General features: G+C 64.6%; 18 protein-coding genes. 8 read left to right on the top strand and 10 right to left on the bottom strand.

Annotated features, from left to right (window positions below; all coding sequences use genetic code 11):
* Positions 1-16: 16 nt before the first annotated feature.
* Complete coding sequence (gene alr / locus ACSQ3S_RS12415) at positions 17-1,111, bottom strand: alanine racemase (RefSeq protein WP_436142554.1); 1,095 nt, start codon at positions 1,109-1,111, stop codon at positions 17-19.
* A 129-nt stretch (positions 1,112-1,240) separates the two neighbouring features.
* Here alr and lplT point away from each other — a divergent pair, with 129 nt between their 5' ends.
* A complete protein-coding gene (gene lplT, locus ACSQ3S_RS12410; protein ID WP_413447327.1) occupies positions 1,241-2,503 on the top strand; it encodes a lysophospholipid transporter LplT in 1,263 nt (420 codons plus the stop codon).
* A gap of 6 nt (positions 2,504-2,509) precedes the next feature.
* Here lplT and ACSQ3S_RS12405 read toward each other — a convergent pair whose 3' ends face one another.
* From ACSQ3S_RS12405 to tsaB, 4 genes are read right to left on the bottom strand one after another with little or no spacing between them, the layout of a single operon-like run.
* Positions 2,510-3,484: a DUF1853 family protein gene (locus tag ACSQ3S_RS12405; protein ID WP_436142553.1), complete on the bottom strand. Its 975-nt coding sequence runs from the start codon at positions 3,482-3,484 to the stop codon at positions 2,510-2,512.
* The gene (locus tag ACSQ3S_RS12400; RefSeq protein WP_436142552.1) at positions 3,477-4,346 is read right to left on the bottom strand and encodes a uracil-DNA glycosylase family protein; all 870 of its coding nucleotides are present in this window, start codon (positions 4,344-4,346) and stop codon (positions 3,477-3,479) included. Before ACSQ3S_RS12400 ends, ACSQ3S_RS12405 begins: the two co-directional genes overlap by 8 nt.
* Positions 4,347-4,351: 5 nt before the next feature.
* The gene (gene rimI / locus ACSQ3S_RS12395) at positions 4,352-4,822 is read right to left on the bottom strand and encodes a ribosomal protein S18-alanine N-acetyltransferase (RefSeq protein ID WP_176653861.1); all 471 of its coding nucleotides are present in this window, start codon (positions 4,820-4,822) and stop codon (positions 4,352-4,354) included.
* Positions 4,819-5,520 carry a tRNA (adenosine(37)-N6)-threonylcarbamoyltransferase complex dimerization subunit type 1 TsaB gene (tsaB, locus tag ACSQ3S_RS12390; RefSeq protein ID WP_436142551.1) on the bottom strand — a complete coding sequence of 234 codons (702 nt, stop codon included), beginning with the start codon at positions 5,518-5,520 and terminating at the stop codon, positions 4,819-4,821. The genes rimI and tsaB overlap by 4 nt, the downstream gene beginning before the upstream one ends.
* Positions 5,521-5,617: 97 nt before the next feature.
* Between tsaB and ACSQ3S_RS12385 the strand changes: the two genes are divergently transcribed.
* Together ACSQ3S_RS12385 and ACSQ3S_RS12380 are read left to right on the top strand one after the other, a co-directional pair.
* Positions 5,618-6,046 (top strand): thioredoxin family protein, encoded by a 429-nt coding sequence (locus tag ACSQ3S_RS12385; RefSeq protein ID WP_176653859.1) that lies wholly within the window; start codon positions 5,618-5,620, stop codon positions 6,044-6,046.
* A 106-nt stretch (positions 6,047-6,152) separates the two neighbouring features.
* Entirely contained in the window at positions 6,153-7,112 is a 960-nt protein-coding gene (locus ACSQ3S_RS12380; RefSeq protein WP_436142550.1) for a dienelactone hydrolase family protein, read from the top strand.
* A 4-nt stretch (positions 7,113-7,116) separates the two neighbouring features.
* On the opposite strand, the gene ACSQ3S_RS12375 is transcribed toward ACSQ3S_RS12380, so the two are convergent.
* The 3 genes from ACSQ3S_RS12375 to ACSQ3S_RS12365 are packed head-to-tail and all read right to left on the bottom strand — an operon-like array spanning position 7,117 to position 13,285.
* Complete coding sequence (locus tag ACSQ3S_RS12375) at positions 7,117-7,845, bottom strand: SDR family oxidoreductase (RefSeq protein ID WP_436142549.1); 729 nt, start codon at positions 7,843-7,845, stop codon at positions 7,117-7,119.
* 28 nt (positions 7,846-7,873) lie between these two features.
* The gene (locus tag ACSQ3S_RS12370; RefSeq protein WP_436142548.1) at positions 7,874-10,147 is read right to left on the bottom strand and encodes a molybdopterin cofactor-binding domain-containing protein; all 2,274 of its coding nucleotides are present in this window, start codon (positions 10,145-10,147) and stop codon (positions 7,874-7,876) included.
* A gap of 18 nt (positions 10,148-10,165) precedes the next feature.
* A complete protein-coding gene (locus ACSQ3S_RS12365; RefSeq protein WP_176653855.1) occupies positions 10,166-13,285 on the bottom strand; it encodes an EAL domain-containing protein in 3,120 nt (1,039 codons plus the stop codon).
* A gap of 188 nt (positions 13,286-13,473) precedes the next feature.
* Between ACSQ3S_RS12365 and ACSQ3S_RS12360 the strand changes: the two genes are divergently transcribed.
* A complete protein-coding gene (locus tag ACSQ3S_RS12360) occupies positions 13,474-13,983 on the top strand; it encodes a DUF1993 domain-containing protein (protein WP_176653854.1) in 510 nt (169 codons plus the stop codon).
* A 6-nt stretch (positions 13,984-13,989) separates the two neighbouring features.
* On the opposite strand, the gene ACSQ3S_RS12355 is transcribed toward ACSQ3S_RS12360, so the two are convergent.
* Together ACSQ3S_RS12355 and ACSQ3S_RS12350 are read right to left on the bottom strand one after the other, a co-directional pair.
* On the bottom strand, positions 13,990-14,181 hold the full coding sequence (locus tag ACSQ3S_RS12355; RefSeq protein ID WP_141753242.1) for a DUF1289 domain-containing protein: 192 nt from the start codon (positions 14,179-14,181) through the stop codon (positions 13,990-13,992).
* Positions 14,178-14,735 carry a DUF1415 domain-containing protein gene (locus ACSQ3S_RS12350; RefSeq protein ID WP_436142547.1) on the bottom strand — a complete coding sequence of 186 codons (558 nt, stop codon included), beginning with the start codon at positions 14,733-14,735 and terminating at the stop codon, positions 14,178-14,180. The genes ACSQ3S_RS12355 and ACSQ3S_RS12350 overlap by 4 nt, the downstream gene beginning before the upstream one ends.
* 228 nt (positions 14,736-14,963) lie before the next feature.
* On the opposite strand from ACSQ3S_RS12350, the gene ACSQ3S_RS12345 reads away from it, so the two are divergent.
* The 4 genes from ACSQ3S_RS12345 (at position 14,964) to ACSQ3S_RS12330 (ending at position 20,340) form a co-directional block, all read left to right on the top strand.
* The gene (locus tag ACSQ3S_RS12345; protein WP_436142546.1) at positions 14,964-16,352 is read left to right on the top strand and encodes a transglycosylase SLT domain-containing protein; all 1,389 of its coding nucleotides are present in this window, start codon (positions 14,964-14,966) and stop codon (positions 16,350-16,352) included.
* Positions 16,353-16,567: 215 nt separating this feature from the next.
* On the top strand, positions 16,568-17,359 hold the full coding sequence (gene fabI / locus ACSQ3S_RS12340) for an enoyl-ACP reductase FabI (RefSeq protein ID WP_413447337.1): 792 nt from the start codon (positions 16,568-16,570) through the stop codon (positions 17,357-17,359).
* 160 nt (positions 17,360-17,519) lie between these two features.
* Positions 17,520-19,205, top strand: coding sequence for a methyl-accepting chemotaxis protein (locus ACSQ3S_RS12335; protein WP_436142545.1), 1,686 nt, complete (start codon positions 17,520-17,522; stop codon positions 19,203-19,205).
* Positions 19,206-19,422: 217 nt separating this feature from the next.
* A complete protein-coding gene (locus tag ACSQ3S_RS12330) occupies positions 19,423-20,340 on the top strand; it encodes a substrate-binding periplasmic protein (RefSeq protein WP_436142544.1) in 918 nt (305 codons plus the stop codon).
* Positions 20,341-20,351: the final 11 nt, after the last annotated feature.

The raw sequence follows: 20,351 nt of genomic DNA, 5'->3' as shown, positions 1-20,351 counted from the left end.
GTATTGAATCCTCTCCTCAGCCCTCGACCACCGGCACGCGCTGCGCCAGCGCGCACATCAGCTCGTAGCCGATGGTGCCGGCCGATTCGGCCACGTCGTCGATCGGCAAGCCCCGGCCCCACAGCGTGACCTTGCTGCCCACGCGCGCCGACGGCAGGCCGGTCAGGTCGACGGTCAGCATGTCCATCGACACCCGGCCCGCCAGGCGCGTCTTGACGCCGTCGACCAGCACCGGCGTGCCCAGCGGCGCGTGGCGCGGATAGCCGTCCGCATAACCGCAGGCCACCACGCCGATGCGCATCGGCCCCTCGGCTTGGAAGCGGCTGCCGTAGCCGACCGCGTCGCCGGCGGCGATGTCCTGGATGCCGATCAGTTCGCTGCTCAAGGTCATCGCCGGCTGCAGGCCGAACTCCTCGGCGGTGCCGCCGCCCGGCGTACCGCCGTACAGCATGATGCCGGGACGCACCCAGTCGTTACGCAAGGTATCGTGATGCAGCAGCACGCCGGCCGAGTTCGACAGGCTGCGCAAGCCCGGCAAGCCGGCCGCGCCCAGCTCGAAGCGGCGGATCTGCTCGGTGATCGGCATCAGCGGATGGTCGACGTCGTCGGCGTTGGCGAAATGGGTCATCAGCGTGATGCTGCCGGCGCAGGAAATCGCGCTCAGGCGCGCATGGGCGGCGGCGTAGGCGTCCGGCATGAAGCCGAGACGGTTCATGCCGGTGTTCATTTTCAGATGCAGGTCAAATTTGATGCCGCGCGCGCTCAGGCTTTCCTGCGCCGCTTCCAGCCACTCCAGCTGCTCGTTGCAATGCACGGCGGACTGCAGGTCGTAGCCGGCCATGGTCTTCAAATCCGCCGGACCGAAGAATCCCTCCAATAAGAGGATGGGCTTTTTCCAGCCCATTTCGCGCAGGCGCACCGCGTTGTCGAACTCGACCAGCGCCAGGCCGTCGGCCTCGGCCAGGCCGCGCATGGCGCGTTCCAGGCCATGGCCGTAGCCGTTGGCCTTGAGCACGCCCCACGCCTTGGCGCCGGGCGAGCGCTGCTTGGCCACTGCCAGGTTGTGCTTGATGGAATCGACGTGAATGGTAGCGACTATCGGCCTTGGCATGAGCATTCCGAACAGAATATTAGAAGGCCGTATTTTACCGTGTGCGGGCAGGTCCGTCCGGGTCAATTCTTGGGAATACGATCAAAGCATGGTATAAAGCAAGCCAGATAAGTTTTCAGGCATCCCAGAATGAATCGTGGTTTCTATACCATTATGGCAGCGCAATTCTTTTCGTCCTTGGCGGATAATGCGCTGCTCTTTGTTGCGATCGACTTGCTGGTAACGATGAAGTCCCCGGCGTGGATCACGCCGCTACTGAAGCTGTCGTTTACGCTGTTTTACGTGCTGTTGGCAGCATTTGTCGGCGCCTTCGCCGACTCCATGCCCAAGGGCAAGGTTATGTTTATTTCTAACCTGATTAAAGTAGCCGGCTGTTTATTGATATTCGCGCATGTGCATCCGCTGCTGGCCTACGCGCTGGTCGGCTTTGGCGCCGCAGTATATTCCCCCGCCAAATACGGCATCCTGACCGAATTACTTCCCGCAGAGAAACTTGTCGCCGCCAATGGCTGGGTTGAAGGCCTGACCGTGATGTCGATCATCTTCGGCACCGTCATGGGCGGCAAGCTGGTGGGCGGCCAGGTATCGTCGTTCCTGCTCGGCTTCGACATACCGATGATAGACACCGGCATCGACACCCCGCCCGAGGCGGCGCTGTGCGTGGTGGTCGGCATCTATATGCTGGCGGCGCTGTTCAATACCCGCATCCCGGACACCGGCTGCGTCTACGGCCACCAGGAACGCAATCCTATCAAGCTGATCACCGACTTCGCCAATTGCTACGGCCTGCTGTGGAAAGACAAGCTGGGCCAGATCTCGCTGGCGGTCACCACGCTGTTCTGGGGCGCCGCGCAAACCTTGCAGTTCATCGTGCTGGAGTGGGCCAACCGCACGCTCAAGCTGAGCTACGAGCAGTCGACCAGCCTGGTGGGCGTGGTCGCGATCGGCGTGGCGCTGGGCGCCGTGCTGTCTGCGCGCTTCGTCTCGCTGCGCAAGTCGTTGAAGGTGATCCCGATGGGCATCGCCATGGGCGTGATCGTCATGAGCATGACGCTGGTGCATTCGGTGACCTTGGCCTATCCGCTGCTGATCCTGGTCGGCCTGCTGGGCGGCTTCTTCCTGGTGCCGATGAACGCGCTGCTGCAGCATCGCGGCCACGTGCTGATGAGCGCCGGCCACTCGATCGCGGTGCAGAACTTCAACGAGAACCTGTCGATCCTGACCATGTTGGCCGTGTATTCGCTGATGCTGCGCGGCCACCTGAACCTGGACATCATCATCGTGCTGTTCGGCCTGTTCCTGGCCGGCACCATGTTCGTCATCATGCGCAAGCATGCGGCCAACCAGCGCGAATTCGATTCCGTCGCGCTGATCGGCGAAGCCAAGCATTAAATCTGTCTAGGCCGGCAGCGTCCCGTCCCGGCGGCGCTGCGCGGCTTGAGAGCGCCAGTCGTCCGGGACCGCAAAGCCCCGCCGCCGCTCCACCAGCCATTCCCCTTCCCGCCGCAGTTCCGCCACCATCACCGGTGTGGCAAGCTGCGCCATGTGCTCGCGCAGCGCGGCCAGCAACTCCTGCTTGTTCATCGCCACGCCATCGGCCCGCATCTTCAGCGGGGCCAGCCAGTGCAGGCGCGGCATGATGGCGTAGCAATCGCCCGCCAGGTCTTCGGCCTGCCGCAGCGTGATCCAGTCGCCATGGCAGTGCGGCTGCGAGATGCCGGACATCGCCGGCGCGCCCTCGCCGCCGGGATAGAACAGCCAGCCCTTGACCAGCGCCTGCGCCCGCGCCACCGGCTGCGGCAGCAGCGGCTGCGCGGCCGGATGGCTGGCCAGCGACAACTGCTTATCGAAGATCTTGCGCATCTTGGCGCCCAGCGTATCGGCCAGGTTGGGGCCGATCAGGCCGTTGAAATCCGCGCCCGCCGAGCCGGCGTCCAGCAGGTAGAACTTGGTGGCGAATTCGATGTGGACCAGGTCGTCACCGTCGCGCAGCAAAAAGTCGAACTCGCCGACGGTGTCGTTGCGGTTGGCGCGCACCTGCAGGCCGTGCGCCACCAGCTTGCCGTGTTCGGCAAAGTAGAAGGCCATCAGCTTTTCGGCATACAGGCCGAGGCGGGAATAGTGGCGCGTGCCGAGCGCGGCTTCCAACGGGATCGGGTCTTGCTCAAGGGCGGCCAGCCAGTCGGCGGTTTCCGGCGTCATCGCGCCGAGGCTGGCGATGCGGCCCTGCCAGTGCGGCGATGCCGGATCGAGCAGATCGGGCGCGTCCAGCAGCCAGGCCAGCGCGCGCACGTGCGGCCGGGTCAGGTGGCTCCAGCGCCGCTCGAAACGCGCCTGGTAATTATCGAGCGCGTCGGGCGGCTGGCTAGTCACGGGCTGTCCTGGCAAGGCACAGGTCGGCCCAGGCCTTGGCCTTGTCTTCCGGCTTGCGCAGCAGGTCGTCCGGGTGATAGGTGGCGACCACCGGCAGTTCTCCGGCGCCGTAGCGCATCACCTTGCCGCGCGCGGCCGGGCCCATCATCAGGCCCTTGGCGGCATACTGGCCGAAGGTCATGGCCATCGTCGCGCCGCTCAGCGCCAGCTCGCGTTCGAAGAACGGACGGCAGGCCAGCAGTTCCTCGCCGGACGGCGCGCGGTCCGCACCGTCGGCGCCCGCAGGACGGCATTTGACCAGGTTGGTCACATACACGTCGGACTCCGGCTTGAGCGCGATCGCCTTCAGCATATTGTCCAGCAGTTGCCCTGCTTCGCCCGCTACCGGCTGGTTGTCTTTCTCGTCCAGGCGCGATGGCGCGGCGATGACGGCGATCCACGACGCACCATCGGCGCCGCGTCCGTTGACCGCGTTGCGGCGCGTTTCGCACAGGCCGCAGCGGGTGCAGCTGGCGACGGCGGCCTTCAAGGCCGGCCAGTCCATCGCGGCGATCGCTTCGTCGCTGACCGGCTCCGGGCGTGCCGGTGCCGGCGCCTCGTCGAACCAGGCGGTGGAGTCTTCGTCTTCCGGCGCGGCGACTGCGACTGGCGCTGGAGCGGGGACCGGAGCTGGCGCCATGACGACTTCGGCGACCGGCTCCGGCATCGACGGCGGAACGACAGGCGCAACCGCCACTTCGGCCGGCTCCGGCTCGTCCACCACGAATGTTTCAGGCGCGGCCTCGACGACAGGCCGGTCGCGCAACGTCCATTGCGTGCCGACACCCATCTCCTCCCGGAACACCGCACTGCGTGCTGTCATCTGACTCATACTTCGAACCGCATAACGATCGCGTCCTCGCGTTGCTGATTGGCGGCTGGGTAGTACCCCTTGCGCCGGCCGATATGTTTAAATCCGTAGCGCTCGTAAATCTCCAGCGCCCGCGTATTCGATGGCCGCACTTCCAGCAACACCGACTCCATGCCCAGCCCGCGCGCGCACGCCACGGCCTGGTTCAGCAGGAACCTGCCCAGCCCCTGCCCCTGCTTCTCGGCCGACACCGCCACGTTCAGCAAATGCGCCTCGTCGACGATCGCCATCAGCAGGAAATAACCCAGCAGATCGCCATTCTGGTCGCGCAGCACCCAAGCCTCGTACTGGCTGCTGAGCGAATCGGCAAAATTGGCCGCCGTCCACGGATGCGGATAAACACTTTCCTCCAGCGCCACCACGTCGAGCAGGTCGGCCGGCTGCATTGGTTCGTAATTCAGACGTGCCAGATCCCACATTTGCTTCATGCGCCACCTTCAGCGGCTTTGGCGGCCGCCATGTCGCGCCGCTCGGCTTGGGTGTAGGCGATCTTGTTCCGCAAATACAGCGGCTGCGCCTCGGCGGCGGTCACGGTCCTGCCTTCGGCGAAGGCGATGGCGGCCAGCTGCGCGATCTGCGCCGCGTGCGGCATGATGGCGGCATGGCCACCTGCCGGGAACGCCTCGGCATAGGCCGACAAGCCGTTGCCGCAAGCGACAGGCGCGCCCTGCGGCTGCACGCCGTCCGGCGCCGACAGCGCAGGCGGCAGCACGGCGACCGGCGCGGCGTCGCGATCAAAACGGTATTGCGCCCAATAGACCTCGCCCATGCGCGCGTCGAGCACGGCCAGCACCTCGGGAGCGCCTTGCTGCTGATGGCAGGCCAGCGCCATCGCATCCAAGGTCACGACCGGCACCACGGGCAGGTTGCCGCCGAACGCCAGCCCCTGGGCGATGCCGCAGGCCGTGCGCACGCCGGTGAACGAACCTGGGCCGGAACCGAAAGCGATCGCGTCGCAGTCCTTCAGCGCGATACCGGCCTCGGCCAGCAGCTCCTGGATCATCGGCAGCACCGATTGCGAATGGGTGCGCACGCCTTCGGAGACGCGGCTGATGACGGTTTCGCCCCGCAGCAGGGCGCAGGAGGCTTGTTCGGAAGAGGTTTCAATGGCAAGAATAATAGGCATCCCGTATTTTAACCCGGCGGGCTGGCAGGCGCGACCCCGCGCGGGCATGTAGAATACGCCCATCAGGCGCCGAGGCCGCCGCAAGCAAACCAACACCATGCACAGTTTGACCCTGAATTCCGACAATCGCGAGGAAATCGCCGCCGCGCTGGCGGGCGACCGCTGGATCGTCGCCTGCCTGTGCGCCGCATGGTGCGGCACTTGCGAATCCTATCGCGCGACGTTCGACGAGGTGGCTTCGCGCCATCCGGACAAGTTCTTCGTCTGGATCGACATCGAAGACCACGCGGACGTGGTGGGCGACCTGGACGTGGAAAACTTCCCCACGCTGCTGATCCAGCATCACGAACTGGTGGCCTTCTTCGGCACCATGCTGCCCGACGCCGGCCTGGCCCACCGCCTGGTACTGGCCCAGTCGGAACAAAGCGACGAGGAACTCACCCGCCTGGCCGTCAGCAGCGAAGAGCGCATCGAGTGGCAGCGCGACTGCAACCTGCGCACCTTGATGCGCAACGCACTGAACTAATCCAGCCGAGATTAAAAGTGTCATATAATTAATGACAACTAAATAACATCTCAGGCAAAACATGCATAAGGAAGCGATCTTCACGGCACTGCTGCGCACATTGCTGATGAGCGTACTTATCCTTGCGATGCCGACGACGCATGCCGAGTCCCCCGCCGGCGAGCGCATTACGTTCGACAGCTACACCCCGCCGACCATGTTCGACCTGGCTCGCGAACGCCGCCAGAACTGGACGCCGCAAAAAATCTGGGCCGACCTGAAGCTTCCCGCCGCATCGGGGAAAGTGCCGGCCATGATCCTGATGCACGGCAGCGCCGGCGTCGAGGGCAACACGCGGATGTGGGTGGATGCCCTCAACGGCATTGGCGTGGCGACCTTGGTGGTCGACACCTTCGGGCCGCGCGGCGTGACCAGCACTGTCGCCGACCAGACCCTGTTGTCGCCGGCCGCCAATCTGATTGACGCGTTCCAGGCGTTGCAATTGCTTGCAGCGGACCCGCGCATCGATGCCGACCGCATCGGCGTGATGGGATTTTCGCGCGGCGGCTCGGTGGCCTTCCGCACCGCCATCGAACCGCTGCGCCACGCGGTGATCAAGTCCGATGTCAAATTCGCGCTGCACATACCAGTGTATGCCGGCTGCAATCAGGTCTACTGGTCGCCGCGCCTCACCGGAGGGCCGATACTAAACCTGCTGGGAGCGGCAGACGACTACACCGGCGCCGAATCGTGCGAGCAGTTGGCGGCACAGTACGAAACCGCCGGCGCCTCGATCCGCACCATCAAATATGCCAACGCTTACCATTCGTTCGATGCAACCTATCCGCTGCATATCCTGCCGAAGGCGCCCAGCGCCATACCTTGCGGCACGGTGCAATGGGATATCGCAAGCTGGACCATCCATTCGGAATTGACCGGTGCCGACCTCGCGCCGGCGGCCCTCCCCGACTTCTTCAAGAAGTGCACCCGATACGGTCTGCACGTCGGCCGCAACACGGCGGCGGCCGTGCAAGCGCGCAGCGACGTGCTCGCGTTCGTGCAGCAGGTATTCTTCAACGCCAAATAACGGCCTAGAGATTACGCAAATCGGCGGTCGCCTGGCTGCCGAAGTCCGGCCCTAGCAGATAATCGACCACCTCGCGGGCGCAATCTGCCGGAGAGCTCAAGTGACCTTCGGCCTTCAATTGCTCGAAACGCGGGCGCAGGGGGAAGCCATCGAGCTCGGCGCCCCTGACCTCGGCCTGCATGTCGGTATCGATGACGCCCGGCGCCAGGCTGCAGATGCGCACGTCGGGAATGGCGTCCGCGACCACCGCGCGGGCATGATGGTCGAGTGCGGCTTTGCTGGCGCAATAGATGCTCCACCCAGGATAAGCCTGCTGCGCGGCGCCCGAAGACAGGTGCAAGATGCGCCGCTGCTTCGCCAGCGGCGTCGCCGCCAGGAAGGCGCTGGTCAGCATCAGCGGCGCGCTGACATTGAGCGCGATGGCCGCGGCGATGGCGTCCGGGGCATGCCGGTCGGCGCGGCCGGTCGGCTGCACGGTGCCCGCATTATTGAGCAACAGCACCTCGTCCTCGCCCTGCAGGAAATCGCCCAGAGCCCCGCTGTCCAGCCAGCGCAATACCGCGCCGCTATCGGCCAGACTCAGCGCCTGCTGCCGCAGCGCCGCGCCGAAGCGTTGCTGCAACGCGGCACTCTCTCCGCGCGCCAAACCCAGCACCGGAATCCCGCGCGACAGCAGCTCGCCCGCAAGCGCCAGGCCCAGCCCCCGCGAATGACCAGTAACGACAGCCTTCATGCCGACCTCTCTCTAACAAGAATTGAACCTACAGCGTCAGCGGCAAACTGCGGAGGCGCTTGCCCGTCAGTTTAAACACCGCGTTGGCGACGGCAGGCGCGATCGGCGGCGTGGCCGGTTCGCCCATGCCTTCCGGATGCTCGGCGCTCGGCATGATGATGGTTTCCACCTCCGGCGCCTGGTTCATGCGCAGCACGGGATAATCGCCAAAATTGCTTTGCTCGACCTTGCCGTCCTTGATCGTCACCGCGCCGAACAGCGCCGCCGACAGCCCGAACACCACCGCCGACTCAACCTGCTGCGCGATGATGTTCGGATTGACCGCGATCCCGCAATCGACCGCGCACACCACCCGGTGCACCTTGATCTCCGTGCCCTCCACCGACACCTCCGCCACCTGCGCGACGATGGTGCCGAACGACTGGTGCAGCGCCACGCCGTGCGCGCGCCCCTCCGGCGCGGCGCCGGCCTTGGCCACCGCCGCATTCAGCACCGCCAGATGGCGCGGATGCCGCTTCAGCAGGCCGCGCCGGAACTCCACGCTGTCCTTGCCCGCCGCGTGCGCGAGTTCGTCGACAAAGCTCTCCTTGAAAAACGCATTGTGCGAGTGCCCCACCGAACGCCAGTAACCCAATGGCACCGGACTGTCCACGATCACATGCGCGATGCGCTGGTTCGGAAACTCGTACTGCATGTCGAATTCGCCCTCGGCGGTGGTCTTGTCCGGCCCACCCGGCGGCAAGCCCAGGTTGCGCTTCATGAACTGGTGCGACACCGATCCACTGGCCGACTTGTTGTCGTAGCCGAGCACATTGCCCGCCGCATCCAGGCTGGCGTTGAAGCGCGCCAGCGCCGCCGGGCGATACACGTCGTGCGTCATGTCGTCTTCACGCGACCAGATCATCTGCACCGGCACGCCGGCGGACGCCTTGGCCACCGCCACCACCTGCGCCACCATGTCGACATCGAGCCGGCGGCCGAAACCGCCGCCCAGCATCGTCACCACCAGCACCACATTATCGGTCGAGACGCCGCCAACCTTGGCCGCCGTTTCCACCGCAAATCCCGGCGACTGCGTCGGCGCCCACAGATACACCTTGCCATCCTTGACCTGCGCCGTGCAGTTGACCGGCTCCATCGCCGCATGCGCCAGGTAGGGCGCGCGGTACTCGGCCTTCACGGTTTTGGCGACGCCGGCGGCCTTGCCTTCCACCGCATCCATGTCGCCGGCCTTGTAGTAGGCGTGACCCGACTCCGCATCCAGCCTGGCGGCAAAGTCTGCATAGATCGCGGCGCTGGACAAGCCGGCCTGCGCTCCCGCATTCCATTGCACCTCCAGCGCCAGCGCGGCCTGCCTGGCCTGCCACCAGGTCGACGCCACCACCGCCACACCGGCGCCGGCACCGGTCTTCTCCGGCAGCGCGCTGGAAAAATCGACCACGCGCAGCACGCCCGGCATCTTCAACACCGCATCCTGCTTGACGCTGGCGACAGTCCCGCCGATCACCGGCGACATGCGCACCGCCGCATACACCATGCCGGCAGGCCGCGCGTCGATGCCGAAAGCCGCCGTGCCATTGACCTTGGAAGGCGTATCCCGGCGCGGCTGCGCATGGCCGATCAGCTTGAAATCCTTGGGTGACTTGAGCCGGATCTCGCCCGGCTCGGAAGTGGCGGCGGCAGTGGCCAGCGCGCCGTAGGCCAGCCTGCGGCCATCGGCGTGGATCACGAAACCGTCCTCGGTACGGCAGGAGGCGACGCCCACGTTCCATTGTCTGGCCGCCGCCGCGACCAGCATCGCGCGCGCGGAAGCGCCGGCCTCGCGCATCGGCTGCCACGCATCCTTCACGCTGGACGAGCCGCCGGTGATGATCAGCCCCAGCTCGCGCGCCACCTTGCCGACGGTCCAGCTCACCGCCGCCTTCAGGTTGCCGCTGTCGTCCGGGTGGAACGGCAGGCCGTCCTTGAGCATGGCGATATTGCCGAAGATTTTATCGATGGGCGACTGCACCAGCCGCACGGAGGCCAGCGGCACGTCCAGCTCCTCCGCCACCAGCATCGGCAGCGCGGTATGGACGCCCTGCCCCATTTCGCTGCGCGGCATGGCCACGGTGACCATGCCGTCCGCGCCGACGGCGACCCAGCCATTCAAGGCCACCGCGCCGTCGCTCACCGGCAGCGGATGCGAAGCGTTCAAGCGCTGGCGCGCCGGCATCACGCCCCAGCCCACCACCAGCGCGCCAACGGCCGCCACGCCGCCGAAAATAAAACGGCGGCGCGATCCTGTCTTCACTCCGTGCATACCAGTCTCCGGTTTTTATTATTTGTGCCAGCGGTCCAGCATGTCGGCGGCAGCCAGCGGTTTGCTGTAGAAATAGCCCTGCGCCAGATGGCAGCCATGGCGCAGCAGGAACGCCGCCTGCTCTTCCGTCTCCACGCCTTCCGCGATAACGGAAAGATTCATGCTCTTGCCCAGCTGGATAATCGCGATGGCGATCGCCTCGTCGTTGACGTCGGTCGAGATATCCTTGATGAAGGAACGGTCGATCTTCAGCGTCTGCACCGGCAGCTGCTTCAGATAGGCCAGCGACGAGTAGCCGGTGCCGAAATCGTCGATCGCCAGGCCCACGCCGATCGAATGCAGGTCGTTGATGAAGACCATGGCGTCGCCGGTATTCATGATCACCGATTCGGTCACTTCCAGCTGCAGACGGCCAGGTTCAAGCCCCGTCTCACGCAGGATGTCGGCCACCATGTTGACGATGCTGCCGCGCTCGAACTGCTTGGCCGACAGGTTGACCGCCATCTTCGGCACGACCAGGCCGGCCTCCTGCCAGCGTATCATCTGGCGGCAGGCCTCTTCCAGCACCCACTTGCCAAGCTGGTTGATGAAGCCCGTGTCCTCGGCCAGCGGAATGAAGCGGATCGGCGGTATCAGGCCCAGTTCCGGATGGTTCCAGCGCACCAGCGCCTCGACGCCGACCAGGCGGCCGGTGTCGATTTCCACCTGCGGCTGGTAGTTCAGGAAGATCTCGTCCTTCTCGATCGAACGGCGCAGGAAGGTCTCCAGGCGCAGGCGCTCGACGCCCTCGCCGGTCATCGACGGCGCATAGAAGCTGTAGCCGTTGCGGCCGCGCGCCTTGGCCTGGTACATCGCCACGTCGGCGTTACGGATCAACATGTTCAGGTCGACCGCGTCTTCCGGGAACAGGCTGATGCCGACGCTGCAGGTGACGAACAGCTCGTGCCCGGCCACCATGAACGGCTGCTCGAACATCTGCACCAGCTTCTCGGCGACCTGGCTGGCGCCGAACTCGTTGTCGATATTTTCCAGCAGGACGATGAACTCGTCGCCGCCCAGGCGCGCCAGCGTGTCGCCCTCGCGCAGGCGCTCCTGCAGCGCCTTGGCGACCTGCTTGAGCAGCTCGTCCCCGATGTGGTGGCCCAGCGTGTCGTTGACGTTCTTGAAGCGGTCCAGGTCGATGAACAGCAGCGCCAGTTGTTCGCCGTCGCGCGCGGCGCGCTGCAAGGCGTGCTGCAGGCGGTCGTGGAACAGCAAACGGTTCGGCAGCGCCGTCAGCGGGTCGTGGTGGGCCAGGTGGTCCAGCTTTTCCTGCGATTCCTTGACCTTGGTGATGTCGCTGAACACGCCGACGTAATGCGTGGTCTCGCCGCGGCTGTCGCGCACCGCGCTCACCGTCAGCCACTCCAGATACAGCTCGCCGTTCTTGCGCTGGTTCCAGATCTCGCCGCGCCAGAAGCCCTTCTCCATCTGCTCCTGCCACATGGCGTCGTAGAATTCCTCGTCGTGGCGGCCCGAGCGCGTCAGCGTGCGGTCGCGGCCCAGCGCCTCGGCCTCGGTGTAGCCGGTGATCTGCGTGAACGCCGGGTTGACGGCGACGATGGTGCCGCTTGCGTCGAGCACCACCACGCCGTCGGCGATGTGCTCGATCACGGTGGCCGACAGGCGCAGCTTTTCCTCGGCCTCCTTGCGCTGCGTGACGTCGGCATACACCCAGATGCTGCCCTCGTTGGCGCGGTTGTGGTCGAGCGCATAGCCGCTGACCATGCACCAGAACAGGCTGCCGTCCTTGCGGCGGTAGTGGCGCTCCTCGTTGAAGTAGTCGCCCTTCGACAGCGACGGGTACTGGCGCGCGCCGGCCGATTCGAAGTCGAAGGAATTCGGGAACACGATCGAGGTGGAGGCGCCGGTCATGGCGCCCGGCTCGTAGCCGAACAGCTCTTCGCAGCGGCGGTTGACCGAGACGATCTGGCGGTTACGCACGAACATCACGCCGAACATCACGTTGTCCAGGATCGCGCTCTGCTCGGCCAGCAGCGCCTCGATGCGCATCTCGTTGTGCTTGCGCTGGCTGATGTCGGAGATGATGCCGTCCACCCAGGGCGCGTTGCCCTCGCCGTCGTGCGGCTGCGGCTGGCCGTTCTCGGCCACCCAGCGTTCGTTGCCGGAGGCGTCGAGGATGCGGTATTCCACCTCGTACGGCTCGCCGTTGTGGATCGCGTCGGACACGGCCTGGCGCTGCTTCTCGCGGTCTTCCGGCTCGATCAGGTTGATCCACGAATGCGTGGTGCTGCGCATGAACTGCGCGGCCGAATAGCCGGAGATCTCTTCAATCGCGTCGGAGACGAAGTCGATCGGACCGTTGGGACGGAAGCGGAACACCGCGCCCGGCACCTGCGTGACGATGGTGCGGAAGCGTTCCTCGCGCTGGCCGATGTCCTCGAACAGGCGCTTGATCGCCACCCGCATCTGGTCCAGCTGGCTGGCCAGGCGGCCCAGCTCGTCGCTGCCGGTCAGGTCCAGCCGGGTCTCGAAATCGCCGTGCGACAGGCGGTCCGAGAAGCGCATCAGCTTGCGCAGCGGCTTGATCAGCCGGGTATTCAGGAACAGCACGATCAGCAGCAGCGACACCATCAGCTGCGCCGCCAGCACGAACACATAGGAAATCTGCTTCTCGCGCAATTCCTGCTGGCTGCGGGCGTCGTCCATCTCGACCATGATGCGGCCGATGCGCTCGCCGCGCACCAGGATCTCGCGCTCGGCGCGGTAGACGTTGCCGGTCGCCTGCCGCGGCGAATGCAGCTTCATGAACTGGGTGTCGGCCTGGCCCACCACCTCCACCTGCAGCACGGAACGGTCGCGCATCACCGATTCAACCAGCGAATGGGCCGATTCGGCGTTCATGTTCCACAGCGACTCCTGCATGCCCAGCGCGAGGATGTCGGCGTTGCGCTGCAGCGATTCCTTCAGCGTCGCGCGCGCCGACTGCTGCTCGTGCACGCCGATCAGCAGGTAGCTGCCGATAATGGCCGGGATCACCAGACCGCCGAACACCACCAGCAGCAGCGCACCGTAGATGGACAGACCGTACAGCGCGCTCAGCCTGGCGCGCATTTTTTGATAGATGGTGCTAGTCATGCACCATCACGGGTAGGTTGGTAAGTTTGCATCGTCAGTCGGTAAGTAAGTGGTAGCGCAAACTTTTTACTATTACTCTTCTAATACTAATCGGAATTATGCACGGAAAATGCATGAAAAATCACGGCCCGAGCAAAAAACCCACAGGCAGGCTATCATCGCGGCTCCATTCAACAGAGGAACCCGCCATGACCACCTTCTCCATGTACTCCGCCTCCATTCCTGTGTTCAAGCAGATCCTCAACAGCCTGCTGGCCATCCTCGACAAAGCCGAGGCCCACGCGACCGAGAAAAAGATCGAACCGAACGCGCTGCTGCAGTTCCGCCTGTTCCCGGACATGCTGCCGTTCACCCGCCAGATCCAGATCGCCTGCGACTTCTCCAAAGGCGCAGCAGCCCGCCTGGGCGGCCTGGAAGTGCCGTCGTACGACGACACCGAAACCACCTTCGCCGAGCTGAAAGCCCGCATCGTCAAGACGCTGGCCTACATCGACAGCGTGCCGCAGGCGGCCATCGAAGGCAGCGAAACGCGCGAAATCACCACCGGCAGCGGCGAAAAGACCAAGCACTTCACCGGCCAGAGCTATCTGTTCCACTACGCACTGCCGCACTTCTTCTTCCACGCCACCACCGCCTACGACATCCTGCGCCACAACGGCCTGGACATCGGCAAGAAGAATTTCATCGGCACTTATTAATATCAGCTAGGTATTCCGGCGCGGGTAACCCTGCGCCAGGATGCGCTGCCACACCAGCTCTTTCTGCTCGGCGCTCATGGATACCCAGTGCGCCACCTCCACCACGCTGCGTCCGCAGCCGCGGCAGATCTCGTCGAACGTGGTCGAACACACCGCCACGCATGGCGTGTCCGGCCGGACCGGCAGATCGCCCATCATTTCACCTGCATCAGCTTGTCCCAGCCGTCGTGGCCGAGGGTGCGCAGGGTGTCGATGTTCTTCTCGAAGATGTCGGCCGCCTCCGGGAATGCCTCCACGGCGCGCTCCACGCTGTCTTCACGCAGCAGGTGCAGGCTCGGGTACGGCGAGAGGTTGGTGTAGTTCTCGATGTCGTTCTTGTGGGTGTCGGCGAACTGGTAGTCCGGGTGGAAGCTGGCCACCTGCAGGATGCCGTCCAGGTCCATGTCTTCCAGCGCGGCGTCGGCCACGTCCAGGAACTCGTTGTAGTCCTCGAAGTCGGCCAGCACGTTGGGATGGATGATGATGGTCGTGTCGACCTTGTCCGGGTCCGCCTCGGCCAGGTATTCCAGCTCTTCCATCAGCTTTTCCAGCAGCGCCTCCGGCGTATCGGCGTCGCAGACGACATAGCGGATCTGCTGCTTGACATGGACGGCTTTGGCGAACGGACACAGGTTCAGGCCGATCACGGCCTTTTCCACCCAATTGACGGTCTCGGCGATAACGGCGTCGTGATCGATGGCGGGGCTGCTCATATTTCTATTCCTTGGTGAACTACTCAAAGATGAGATTGTACGCATTCTTTGCGCTATCTCATACTTCAGCCAATATGCAGCGATCTGAGCCTTATTTACATAGAATTATTGCATAAAAGAATTAGTCATCCGCCTGACATATTCCTTGACTCGACCGGGCGACCTTCGTACACTCCACGTTTATTCATGGTCCGTCCGATGTTTCACCTTCGGCAACAATGGAAAACTATGCAAGCACGAATTCCTAAATCCGCAGCCCTGGCGGCACTGCTGGCGCTGATGGCGCCGGCGATCAGCCAGGCCCGCGATATGGCGCTGGAGCTGCCGCCGGCGGCGACCACGCCGCTGTCTCCCCTGCCAAAACCTCCCGCCCTCGACGTTTCCTCCCTGAAAATCAACAAACCGGCAAAACTTGCCGACGATGATGCTTTCCGCGAGAAAGACGTGTGGGGCCGCATCCGCAGCGGCTACGCCATTCCGGATATTAATAACGACCTGGTCGGCAAGCACGTGACCTGGTATGCCACCCGTCCCGACTACATCGCCCGCACCACGGCGCGCGCCTCGCGCTACCTGTTCCACGTCGTCACCGAACTGGAAAAGCGCGGCATGCCGACCGAGCTGGCGCTGCTGCCATTCATCGAGTCCGCGTTCAACCCGCAGGCGCTGTCGAGCGCCAACGCGGCCGGCATGTGGCAGTTCGTGCCGGGCACCGGCCGCGATTTCAACCTGAAGCAGGACGCCTTCAAGGACGAGCGCCGCGGCATCCTGGCCTCGACCGACGCCGCCCTGACCTACCTGCAGCGCCTGTATGACATGTTCGGCGACTGGCAACTGGCGCTGGCCGCCTACAACTGGGGCGAAGGCTCGGTGCAGAAAGCCATCAAGCGCAACCAGGCCGCCGGCAAGCCGACCGATTTCGAAAGCCTGGCCGAGCTGATGCCGGCCGAAACCCGCAACTACGTGCCCAAGCTGCAGGCGGTGAAGAACATCATCGCCAATCCGGCCCAGTTCGGCCTGAGCCTGCCGGCCATCGACAACACCCCCTACTTCACCGCCGTCGACAAGACCAGCGACATCGACCTGACCATCGCCGCCCACCTGGCCGAGCTGTCGGTCGACGAGTTCAAGGCGCTGAACCCGCAGTTCAAGCGCCCGGTCATCACCGGCGACGAACAGACCAAGATCCTGCTGCCGAAGGAAAACGCCGACAAGTTCCACCTGAACCTGGCGCAATGGGGCAAGGAACTGTCGACCTGGACCACGCACAAGATCACCAGCGCCCGCGAAAGCATCGGCACCCTGGCGTCGCGCTTCCACACCACGCCGGAAGTGCTGCGCCAGGCCAACAACATCCCGCAGAAATCGCTGCTGAAGGCCGGCTCGACGATCCTGGTGCCGAAAATCTCCACCTCGGCCAGCGTCGACATCTCGCCGGAAGTCGAACGCAACGCCACGGTCGCGTTTGAAGCCGAGCGCGAGCGCACCACCGGCAAATCGGGCTACAAGCTGGCCAAGGGCGGCAAATCCGCCAAATCCAGCCCTGTGGCTCTGGTCAAGGCCCACGTGTCGCGCGACGCCGCCAGGGGCAAATCCCGCCACAAGAAAGACAACTGACCCCCGCCGAGCCCGCGCTGCTGCCGTCGGCGCGCGCGGAACCGGGGTGGCGGCTGCGATCAAAGGTTGCAGTCGCGGCTCAGTCGCCCTACAATCTTGGTCTTGCAGCGGCCGGCAACGGGCCTCTCACACTAACAACAACCCCACTGACGTCGCCAGCCAGCTTAGCAATCCACTAAGGCAAGCCCGGGCGCGCAGTTGCAATCGGAGTCACTATGGCGTTCTTGCAAGGCAAAAAAATCCTCATCACTGGTTTGCTGTCGAACCGTTCCATCGCTTACGGTATCGCCAAGGCCTGCCATCGCGAAGGCGCCGAACTGGCGTTCACCTACGTCGGCGAACGCTTCAAAGACCGCATCACCGAATTCGCAGCCGAATTCGGCAGCAGCCTGGTGTATGACTGCGACGTCGGCAGCGACGAACAGATCGACGCGCTGTTCGCCGACCTGGGCAAGAGCTGGTCGCAGCTGGACGGCCTGGTGCACGCGATCGGCTTCGCGCCGCGCGAAGCCATCGCCGGCGAGTTCCTGGACGGCCTGAGCCGCGAGAACTTCCGCATCGCCCACGACATCTCGGCCTACAGCTTCCCGGCGATGGCCAAGGCCGCGCTGCCGCTGCTGAAGGAAGGCTCGTCGCTGCTGACCCTGTCCTACCTGGGCGCGGTCCGTGCCATCCCTTACTACAACACCATGGGCTTGGCCAAGGCGTCGCTGGAAGCGTCGGTACGCTACCTGGCGGAAAACCTGGGCAAGCTGGGCATTCGCGCCAACGGCATCTCCGCCGGCCCGATCAAGACCCTGGCCGCCTCCGGCATCAAGGACTTCGGCAAGCTGCTGGGCTTTGCCTCGTCGCACGCGCCGCTGCGCCGCAACGTCACCATCGAAGAAGTGGGCAACACCGCCGCCTTCATGCTGTCGGACCTGGCCTCGGGCATCACCGGCGAAATCACCTATGTCGACGGCGGCTTCTCGCACGTCATGGGCCTGAACGCGGAAGACTACACCTGACCGCGTACGCCGTATCGCATCCAAGGCGCCTGCGGGCGCCTTTTTTTGTTAACCACGGGTAAGGATATCCTTATAGGCATCTCAGCCTCAGCCGCTGCCATCAACGCGATTTCTTTGCTATTCTTCAACAAATACGTAAGTTCACCGAAGGAGGCGCAGCATGCTGGAGAGATTGAACGTCAAGACGCGTTTTTTCGTATTAATCGGCTGTTTCGTGGCCGGCTTCGCGATCTACGGAAGCTGGTCGTTCAAGATCCTCAGTGAAATCAAGGTCAACGGGCCGATCTACGACCGCATCGTGCAAAGCAAGGACTTGATCGCCGACATCCTTCCTCCGCCGGAATACATCATCGAATCCTATATGGTATGCCTGCAAATGGCGGCCACCGAGGACAAAGGCGCGCAGCAGAAGCTGGCGGAGCGACTGAAGGAACTCAAGAACGACTACGATACGCGGCATGCCTACTGGACCCAGCAGCCGCTGGAACCCGAACTGAAACAAACCATGCTGGAGCGGGCGCACGAGCCTGCGATGGCGTTCTATCAGACCGCGTTCGACACGTATATCCCCGCGCTGATGAAGCAGGACAAGGATGCCGCCGCGGCGGCGATGACGCGGCTGGGCAGCCTCTATGAAACGCACCGCAAGGTCATCGACCAACTGGTTCAGATGGCCACCAAGCGCTCCGAAACCGACGAGGCGTCGGCGCGCGAACGCATCGCCACCGCCGCCTGGCAGAGCGCCTTGATTTTGGCGGCCACCCTGGCCGCCAGCGTGGTCGTGACGGAGATCATCACGCGCGGCCTGCGCAGGCAACTGGGCGGCGAGCCGGCGCTGGCCGCCGAGATCGCCAACCGCATCGCGGCCGGCGATCTGACGGTCGAAGTGGAAACGGCCGCCGGCGATGAATCGAGCCTGCTGCACGCGATGCGCGACATGCGCGACAAGCTGGCCCAGATCGTCACCCAGGCGCGCCAGGGCACCGACGCCATCGCCTCCGCCTCCGGCCAGATCGCCTCCGGCAACCTCGATCTGTCGTCCCGCACCGAGCAGCAAGCCGGCTCGCTGGAGGAAACCGCCACCTCGATCGAGGCGCTCAACGACACCGTGCACCGCAACGCTGAAAACACGCGGCGGGCCAACGCGATGGCGGTGTCCGCGTCCGACGTGGCGGCCAAGGGAGGCGCCGTGGTGGCCCAGGTGGTCGACACCATGGGCTCGATCAACAATTCGTCGCGCAAGATCGCCGACATCATCGGCGTAATCGACGGCATCGCCTTCCAGACCAACATCCTGGCGCTGAACGCGGCCGTGGAAGCGGCGCGCGCCGGCGAACAGGGACGCGGCTTTGCCGTCGTGGCGACCGAAGTGCGCAACCTGGCCCAGCGCAGCGCGGCGGCCGCCAAGGAAATCAAGGCCCTGATCGACGACTCGGTGCAGCAGGTCGACGCCGGCGCCAGGCTGGTCGATCAGGCCGGCGCGACCATGTCCGAGATCGTCGCCAGCGTCCAGCGCGTGACCGACATCATGGGAGAAATCTCCTCGGCCACCGAGGAGCAGACCTCGGGCATCGCGCAGATCGGCCAGGCCGTCAGTCAGATGGACCAGGCGACGCAGCAAAACGCCGCGCTGGTGGAGGAAGCCGGCGCGGCGGCCCACTCGCTGCACGACCAGGCCAGCGAGCTGGCGCAGGTGGTCAGCGTGTTCAAACTGAGCGCTCAGCCTGCGGTCGCGCGCTCGACGGCGGAGGTGAAACCGCTGGTCCGGCCCCGTCCCGAGGCCAGGCGGCCGGCGCCGGTGGCCATCACGCAGCAAATGACGTCGTCGCGCCGAACAGGACTGTGACGGCGCAGGCGTCCGCCGGCGGCTCGGCGACGCATCGAGACAGGCCGATATCGAGGGTGGCGCGCGCAGCCGGCCGCAATTTTCACTCAGCGTTGCGCCTTGGCGGCATTACTGCTCCGTCCGTGTCCCTTTGTCGGCACTGACACCGTGCGCAAACAACTCCGCAAGCCGAAATCAGTTTATCCGACCGCCGGACAGGGGTAAGATAGCAATTCCAGTGCTTACCTCAACAATGATGCACAGCCGCCTACGCGCCACTTCACCATGCAGTCCTGCGCGCTATAAGGCGCTGCCCTCCCGCGCCGCAGCTATCGCCTGGCTGCTGACCGTATTGCCCGCCACCAGCCTGGCCCTGGCCGCCGATGCGCCTGCCGCGGCATGCTCGCGTCCGCTGACCGCCGCCGCCAGCCCGATCGGGCGCAGCATGATGATTTCCAGCGCCGGCGAGGTCACCGGTGTCGTCCGCGACGTCTTCGACCTGGTCTCGCTGCGCTCCGGCTGCAAGATCGAATATATCGTCGTACCGCGCGCCCGCGCCCATCATCTGTTCAGGGCCGCCAGCATCGACCTGATGGCCGCCGTCACCCGCACGCCAGAACGGGACGACGCGGGCGATTTCGTCCAGACCCACCAGGTGCGGGCGATGCTGGTGTCGATGCGCGAGCGCGCGCCGGGGCCGATGACGATCTCCGCCTTCATTTCCGGCAAGCTGACGATCGACACGATACGGGGCTATAGTTTCGGCCCCGCATACGACCAGCTGCTGAAACAACCTGCGATGCAGACGCGCATCGATAGTTCGCCGGACCCGGAAACCGTGCTGCGCAAGCTGGTGGCGGGTCGCACCTCGGCCGCCCTGGTCTTTCCGGCCGTCCTGCTCGACGCCGCCGAGCGCACCGGCGTCTCGGACCGCCTACAGATCGACGAACTGGCGGGAATGGAGGCCATACCTGTCGGCGTCTACCTCAACAAAAGAATGCCGCAGGCCGACCGCGAGCGCATCCAGCGGGCGATGCAAAGCCTGGTGCGCGACGGTGAATTTGAGAAAATTTTCCGTTCCTACAATCGAGAACCGGACTGGGCGCTGACCGGCATGTCCTTCCTGACCAGCAGCGTCCCGGGCAAGCACAAGTGATCTCGAACGGC

The organism is Duganella sp. LjRoot269, from assembly GCF_964254095.1.
Classification (GTDB): Bacteria; Pseudomonadota; Gammaproteobacteria; order Burkholderiales; family Burkholderiaceae_D; genus Rugamonas; species Rugamonas hordei.
Note: the sequence above shows the minus strand (reverse complement) of the source record. Positions and strands in the feature narration are given on the sequence as shown.

Excerpts from the sequence above, each read along its gene's own strand:
- alr (WP_436142554.1), bottom strand. The coding sequence starts at position 1,111 with ATGCCAAGGCCGATAGTCGCTACCATTCACGTCGATTCCATCAAGCAC.
- lplT (WP_413447327.1), top strand. The coding sequence starts at position 1,241 with ATGAATCGTGGTTTCTATACCATTATGGCAGCGCAATTCTTTTCGTCC.
- ACSQ3S_RS12400 (WP_436142552.1), bottom strand. The coding sequence starts at position 4,346 with ATGACAGCACGCAGTGCGGTGTTCCGGGAGGAGATGGGTGTCGGCACG.
- rimI (WP_176653861.1), bottom strand. The coding sequence starts at position 4,822 with ATGAAGCAAATGTGGGATCTGGCACGTCTGAATTACGAACCAATGCAG.
- tsaB (WP_436142551.1), bottom strand. The coding sequence starts at position 5,520 with ATGCCTATTATTCTTGCCATTGAAACCTCTTCCGAACAAGCCTCCTGC.
- ACSQ3S_RS12385 (WP_176653859.1), top strand. The coding sequence starts at position 5,618 with ATGCACAGTTTGACCCTGAATTCCGACAATCGCGAGGAAATCGCCGCC.
- ACSQ3S_RS12380 (WP_436142550.1), top strand. The coding sequence starts at position 6,153 with ATGAGCGTACTTATCCTTGCGATGCCGACGACGCATGCCGAGTCCCCC.
- ACSQ3S_RS12375 (WP_436142549.1), bottom strand. The coding sequence starts at position 7,845 with ATGAAGGCTGTCGTTACTGGTCATTCGCGGGGGCTGGGCCTGGCGCTT.
- ACSQ3S_RS12370 (WP_436142548.1), bottom strand. The coding sequence starts at position 10,147 with ATGCACGGAGTGAAGACAGGATCGCGCCGCCGTTTTATTTTCGGCGGC.
- ACSQ3S_RS12365 (WP_176653855.1), bottom strand. The coding sequence starts at position 13,285 with ATGACTAGCACCATCTATCAAAAAATGCGCGCCAGGCTGAGCGCGCTG.
- ACSQ3S_RS12360 (WP_176653854.1), top strand. The coding sequence starts at position 13,474 with ATGACCACCTTCTCCATGTACTCCGCCTCCATTCCTGTGTTCAAGCAG.
- ACSQ3S_RS12355 (WP_141753242.1), bottom strand. The coding sequence starts at position 14,181 with ATGATGGGCGATCTGCCGGTCCGGCCGGACACGCCATGCGTGGCGGTG.
- ACSQ3S_RS12350 (WP_436142547.1), bottom strand. The coding sequence starts at position 14,735 with ATGAGCAGCCCCGCCATCGATCACGACGCCGTTATCGCCGAGACCGTC.
- ACSQ3S_RS12345 (WP_436142546.1), top strand. The coding sequence starts at position 14,964 with ATGCAAGCACGAATTCCTAAATCCGCAGCCCTGGCGGCACTGCTGGCG.
- fabI (WP_413447337.1), top strand. The coding sequence starts at position 16,568 with ATGGCGTTCTTGCAAGGCAAAAAAATCCTCATCACTGGTTTGCTGTCG.
- ACSQ3S_RS12335 (WP_436142545.1), top strand. The coding sequence starts at position 17,520 with ATGCTGGAGAGATTGAACGTCAAGACGCGTTTTTTCGTATTAATCGGC.